At 40.0% G+C, this 6,559-nt stretch carries 4 protein-coding genes and 1 pseudogene; 4 read left to right on the top strand and 1 reads right to left on the bottom strand.

Annotation, left to right across the window (positions count from 1 at the left end; translation table 11 throughout):
- Window positions 1-60 precede the first annotated feature (60 nt).
- Window positions 61-2,016 (bottom strand): bifunctional 2',3'-cyclic-nucleotide 2'-phosphodiesterase/3'-nucleotidase, encoded by a 1,956-nt coding sequence (locus AM629_RS17010; protein ID WP_054480442.1) that lies wholly within the window; start codon window positions 2,014-2,016, stop codon window positions 61-63.
- 410 nt (window positions 2,017-2,426) lie between these two features.
- Between AM629_RS17010 and rdgC the strand changes: the two genes are divergently transcribed.
- The 4 genes and pseudogenes from rdgC to AM629_RS17030 all read left to right on the top strand — a co-directional run.
- Complete coding sequence (gene rdgC, locus AM629_RS17015; protein WP_054480443.1) at window positions 2,427-3,338, top strand: recombination-associated protein RdgC; 912 nt, start codon at window positions 2,427-2,429, stop codon at window positions 3,336-3,338.
- Window positions 3,339-3,769: 431 nt separating this feature from the next.
- Entirely contained in the window at window positions 3,770-4,618 is an 849-nt protein-coding gene (locus AM629_RS17020; protein ID WP_054480444.1) for a class I SAM-dependent methyltransferase, read from the top strand.
- 134 nt (window positions 4,619-4,752) lie between these two features.
- Entirely contained in the window at window positions 4,753-5,775 is a 1,023-nt protein-coding gene (locus tag AM629_RS17025) for a Fic family protein (protein WP_054480445.1), read from the top strand.
- A gap of 14 nt (window positions 5,776-5,789) precedes the next feature.
- Window positions 5,790-6,116 (top strand): annotated as a pseudogene (locus AM629_RS17030) (DUF29 domain-containing protein); the annotation flags it as partial.
- Window positions 6,117-6,559: the final 443 nt, after the last annotated feature.

The following is a 6,559-nucleotide window of genomic DNA, read 5'->3' on the forward strand; positions in this document are numbered from 1 at the left end:
TCCCTGCTGTGGGTAAAAAAGCAAAAACCTGCCCAAACAGAGGGCAGGTGGTTATTAAAATTATTTTTTTTCAGTTAGATCAATTTGATACACTGCAAAACCAACTTCATCATTTTCCAGATATTTCACTGGATATTGGGAAAACTCTTTGATGAATTTCGTGGCTTTCTCTCCGGGAGACGTTTCGAAACGGATATCCAGTTTCTTGTCAGTTTTGATCGGCATGATTACCCAATTATTATTCGCCTTGGTCACTACCATCCCTTTTTCTTTAGACACTTTGACAATGTAAGAAGCCAGGATAGTACGATTCTCATCTGGTGATGCAAATGCAATATTGTTTTCGCCTGTACCAGCAAATTTACCGCCATATGCACGGTAATTATTGGTAGCAATCAGGAAATTAGCGTTAGGATCGATTGGTTTACCTTGATAAGTCACATCCTTGATACGGTTAGCCCCTTGATTGATGACCTGACAATCCACGTCATATTTAGCTGGCTGAGTTATGTCAATTTTATAATTCACACCACTAATCGTATCGAAGTTATAAGTACGGAAACCGCTCCAATTCAACAGATACTGGGGTTGAGTGGAATTTGGATCGATTTGGTTATACATGCCGGCAGAACATTCCAACCATTCAATCACATCTGCACCGGTTGCCTTCACAACAACCAACGTGTTTGGGTACAGATACAGATCCGCTGCGTTACGGAACGTCAGATCGCCTTTTTCAACTTCAACAAAGTCTGCTGGCGCATTCTTACGACCACCGACCTTGAATGGAGCCGCTGCGGCCAAAACAGGAATATCGGCTAAATCAGGATCACCCTGAATGAAATGCCGTGTGTAATCTGCCTGCGCATCATTCACGATCTGCACTGTTGGATCGCTTTGGATCAAAGCCAAATAGCTGTACATATTGGCAGAGGCTTTACCAATAAATTTGCCAACAAAACTCTGAGTTCCCCGATGGGCTTCATCGATAATTTTGACTAATTCACTATCGCGTTCAACCAATGCCTTTTTATTTATTTTGTCATAAATCGGACGGGCTTCAGCTTTTGCTTCCGTCACCTGCCATGACCCGCCATCATTGTTGATAACCAGATCAACAACACCTAAATGATCCCCCCACTGACCTGGCATGACTGCCGGAATACCGTTAACAGTTCCGCTGGCAATATCAACACCTTTAATGTCTGCAAATTCTTTACTTGGAAACACACCATGCGCGTGACCAAACATAATCGCATCAATGCCAGTGACTTCACTCAAGTAATAAACCGAGTTTTCAGCCATTGCTTTATATGGATCTTTGGAAAAACCAGAGTGAGGAATCGCAACAATCAAATCTGCGCCCTCTTTTTTCATTTGAGGAACAAATTTTTTCGCGGTTTCAGTAATATCGTTAACCACGACTTTTCCGTCCAGATTGGCCTTATCCCAAATAGAAATCTGTGGCGGTACAAAGCCGATATAACCGATCTTAATGGTATGAGTTTTACCATCCCGATCTTTAACCGGTGTATCAACGATAATATAAGGAGTAAAATAGTGCTTACCGGTTTTAGCATCCAAGATATTGGCATTGATATACGGGAATTTCGCCCCAGCAATAACCTTCTTCAAATAATCCAAGCCAAAATTAAACTCATGGTTACCAAAGTTACCCACGGTATAGCCCATCGTATTCATTAACTGATACGCCGGATGAACTTCTCCTTTTTTAATGCCCTTGGCTGCCATGTAATCCGCTAGCGGACTGCCTTGAATCAGGTCACCGTTATCGACCAGAATGGTGTTGGTGGCTTCTGCTTTGGCTGCTTTAATTAAATTCGCTGTACGTATCAAACCAAATTGTTCAGTGGGTTTATCTTTGAAATAATCGAAATCAATCAAATTACTATGAACATCAGATGTTTCCATTACCCGCAAATCAACTGTTGCAGCATTTACATTGAATGCGACCAATAAGGCTAATGTTGAGACTTTCGACACATTCTTAACCATTTCACACCTCTTTTTAGATTAATGCAGGAAAGCCTTGATGACTTTCCTTACAACTTTCAACTTAGAAGTACAGACACGCTTCTGTTGCCAAAATAGTCTGTTTTTACCTTATAAACTGGATTGTCACTGCACGCATCATCATATTCCGTTACAACGAAAAAACGCAGGCTATTGTACTGAGAAACTGAAAAACGTTTATCTAAACCAACAAGGTAAGCTTGTTTTTTTATAATTAAAAGTATCCGCATTTCCATTACACAAAGAGCCGACTGCATACCCACACTAAAGCCGACACTCATTCAGGATAAATTGACACAAGATACTAGGGCTTAACTCTGTGATTCGCTATCATGCTGCCTTATGTTTGAGATGCTCACCCGATTAAATGAGCAAAAATATGGGGTAACTTCATGTTGTGGTTCAAAAATTTAATGATTTACCGTTTAAACCGGGAAATTTCACTTTCTGCGGATGAACTGGAAAAACAATTGAGTCCGTTAGCATTCACCCCATGCGGTAGTCAGGATATGGCGAAAACAGGCTGGGTGCCGCCAATGGGGTCGAACAGTGACGCTTTCACTCATGTTGCGAATAATCAAATCCTGATTTGTGCCCGCAAAGAAGAAAAGATGTTACCTTCACCGGTTATCAAACAGGCACTACAGGCAAAAATTGAAAAACTGGAAGGAGAGCAACATCGCAAACTTAAAAAAACAGAGAAAGATTCTCTGAAAGATGAAATATTGCATACTCTGTTACCACGGGCGTTTAGCCGATTCAGCCAAACTTATATTTGGATCGATATCGCCAATAATTTGATTATTGTTGATGCTGCCAGTGCCAAACGGGCTGAAGATAATCTGGCATTACTGAGAAAAAGTCTTGGTTCTTTACCCGTCGTTCCTCTGACATTTAAAGACCCGATAGAATTAACACTAACAGAATGGGTACGTTCCGGCGATTTACCGACGGGCTTTGCTTTAATGGATGAAGCCGAACTAAAAGCCATTTTGGAAGAAGGTGGCGTAATTCGTTGTAAAAAACAAGATTTGATCTCTGACGAAATTGCCACCCATATAGAAGCAGGAAAATGTGTCACTCAATTGGCTCTTGATTGGGAAGAACGTATTCAGTTGATGTTGTCAGATGATGGTGCTTTCAAACGCATAAAATTCAGTGATACATTGCGTGAGCAAAATGATGACATTGACCGGGAAGATTTTGCCCAACGATTTGATGCTGATTTTATTTTAATGACAGGTGAATTAAGTGCACTGATTAAAAGCACCATTGAAGCACTAGGCGGCGAAGCAGAAAAATAACTGCAACCTTTAATACTCTTTGCCGCTTTGAATTATTTTTCAAAGCGGCATTTAACTGACAGATAATAGTAAGTGAATAGTCATATATCCAATAGATTTCAAATTGCAACGCGGCGGCAAGTGAACGCATCCCCAAGAGCATAGATAACGATGTGACTGGGGTAAATGAACGCAGCCAACAAAGCAGCAACTTGAAGGATGAAGGGTATAAATTGTAGAAAATTAATTTTATTCGCTATCATCTTGCCACAAAATAACCCAACTGAATAATGGCATTCAGCAAATTACCCGCTACAATTGATCTTTCGTCTAAAGAATACAACTCTGTAACTTAAAACAAAATCGTAAAAATCGTAGTAAACAATATTACTCAATTTAGTAAAAGGTAGAAAATAGTAAAAGGTAGAAAATAGTAAAAGGTAGAAAAACAGATGAATAAAGAATTTCACGAAGCCAACCGTTTATCATGGAATGCTGCCACTATTGCCCATAACAGCCATAAAGGTGATCAAGCTGCTTTTTTCAAGCAAGGAGGTAATACACTCTACCCAGAGGAATTATCATTATTAGGTGATATAAAAGGTCTCAACATCTTACATCTGCAATGTAATTCTGGTCAGGATACATTGAGTTTAGCCCAATATGGCGCCAATGTAACCGGGGTCGATATTTCTGATGAAGCTATTAATTTCGCCCGTCAATTGTCCGCCGACAGTGGCATTCCAGCACAATTTCATCGAGCCGATATTTTCGATTGGATGGAGCAAGCTATTACAAAAAATCTAAAATTTGACCAAGTTTTTTGCTCTTATGGTGTATTAGTTTGGCTTTCTGATCTGAAACATTGGGCCGAACTTATCTCACAATTATTAACACCAGAAGGGAAATTTATACTAGTTGAATTTCATCCTTTTGCTCTCTATTTTAATGCACAATGGCAACCCCATTACGACTATTTCCGAGAAGGTGCAATAATTGAAGAAAGCGGTATCCACGATTATGTTACTGAATGTGCTGAAACACTCTGTTTGAACGAAATTGTAGAAGGCATTACCGATTTCCAAAATCCTCATCATAGTTATGAGTTTTATTGGGGAATTCACGAAGTCCTAAACGCGTTGATACAGGCAGGATTACACATTGAACAATTCAATGAATACCCTTATTCCAACGGATGGGGGGGATTTGCAGGCATGCGTCATATTGGCGGCGGCAGAATGGTCCAACCGGAAGGCATGCCCCGTATGCCACTGATGTATAGCGTGCTGGCAGGAAAATAACCAGACAACTCACACAATAATCGCCAGTCTATTGCTCGTTCTCCCCTTACTGGCGATAATATCTGCCTGTTTAAGAACCAATAATAACGTTAAAGCTATTTACGGTAACCCGCTCAATCCAATCAAGGTATCCAATGAATTCAGCTAGAAAAGGCTATCACCCCCCTTTCTCAATTACAGCTAAAATGATCCAATTAGTTGCTGAAATCAGTGAAAATATCGGGCGGTTAAGCACAGAACAGGAACAAATAAAAGCCTTGCGATTGAGACGTATCAATCGGATACGAACTATTCACGGTTCACTGGCAATTGAAGGTAACTTACTTGATGAAACCCAAATCACAGCCATCATTGAAGGAAAACGAGTCATTGCCCCCAGCAGTGAAATACAAGAAGCACGAAATGCTATCTTAGTTTATGAAAAGCTCAATCATTGGCATTTCACATCAGAGCAAAACTTACTGGAAGCCCACTATATTCTGATGAAGGGATTACTAGATAATGCTGGCAATTACCGACACAGCGGCGTTGGTGTGATGGACGGAGAAAAAGTCATTCATATGGCGCCACAGGCAAACCGGGTTCCAAAACTTATGGGCGACCTTTTTCACTGGTTAGACTCTACTGATATTCATCCACTTATTACCAGCTGTATTTTCCATTATGAATTTGAATTCATTCATCCGTTCGCAGATGGAAACGGTAGAATGGGCAGATTATGGCAGACATTGATTTTAAACCACTGGAACCCATTATTTGAATTTATTCCCGTTGAAAGCCTGATTTACGAACATCAAACTCATTACTACCAGGCAATTAATCTCAGTAGCCAACTCGTTGATTGTGCGCCATTCATTGAATTTATGCTGCACATGATCCGTGATGCAATTCAGGCATCCACCCATCAGGCTACCCATCAGGTTACCCATCAGGTTACCCATCAAGTTAAGCAATTAATCATGATATTGGAAAGAGAGATGAATCGTGAACAACTGCAATCAGCACTTGGATTAAAAGATCGCAGCTCATTCCGTTTGCGCTATCTGCAACCTGCACTGGAAGCAGGATTAATTGAAATGAGCCATCCAGAAAAACCGAGCAGTCCATTACAGCGCTATCGTCTGACAGAAAAAGGATTAAATTTAAAACAACAATAAATTAACTCACCATGAAAATAGAAGACGTGGGCAAAAGTGAAAAGCGCGAATTGGCAAGCAGGCTGGCAGTTCTACTGGCTCCCCTTCTAAAGTGGTAATTTCAACCAGGTCGTCGCGGCTCCAGCTGGCAAAGAACCATCAAAGAGCAACGAAAATCTTTGTTACGACGCATTGATAAAACCCCAAGCCTTAAGGGATGTTTGGCCGATAAAGAGTGGTTGGACGATGCATGGCCTGATGCAGTTGCAAGCGCTGCTGATGAAACTGGATTGGATGTTTTCCCTGCATCCTGTCTCTGGAATATGGATCAGATTTTATCCCAAGATTTTTATCCAGAATAATCTTACAAATTAATTGAATATACGAATTATTAACGCTGAGTAAAACCAGCGTTAATAAATAAATCTCAATTTTGGCAATATTTATTATATAGTTTAACGCAATAAAATAATAATAAACATAAAAAACCCATCACTTTATAAACAGGATAGCACCATTAAAATAAAACATTATTTTCAAAAACCATATAATTAAATAGAAAGACAATCTCCCATTTAATCATTAATAACAAGCACTTATTTACTTCCTAATTAACCTTATTTCAATAAATTATTCATGGTAGATTTACATAATAAGCATCATGATTATTATAAATAAAATCCATACCCTATGGATTTCAAGATGAGTCGCGACGGCAAGGGAGCGAATCCCCGGGAGCATAGATAACTATGTGACCGGGGTGAGTGAGTGCAGCCAACAAAGAGGCAACTTGAAAGATAACGGG

The organism is Photorhabdus heterorhabditis (assembly GCF_001280945.1).
Taxonomy (GTDB): Bacteria; Pseudomonadota; Gammaproteobacteria; order Enterobacterales; family Enterobacteriaceae; genus Photorhabdus; species Photorhabdus heterorhabditis.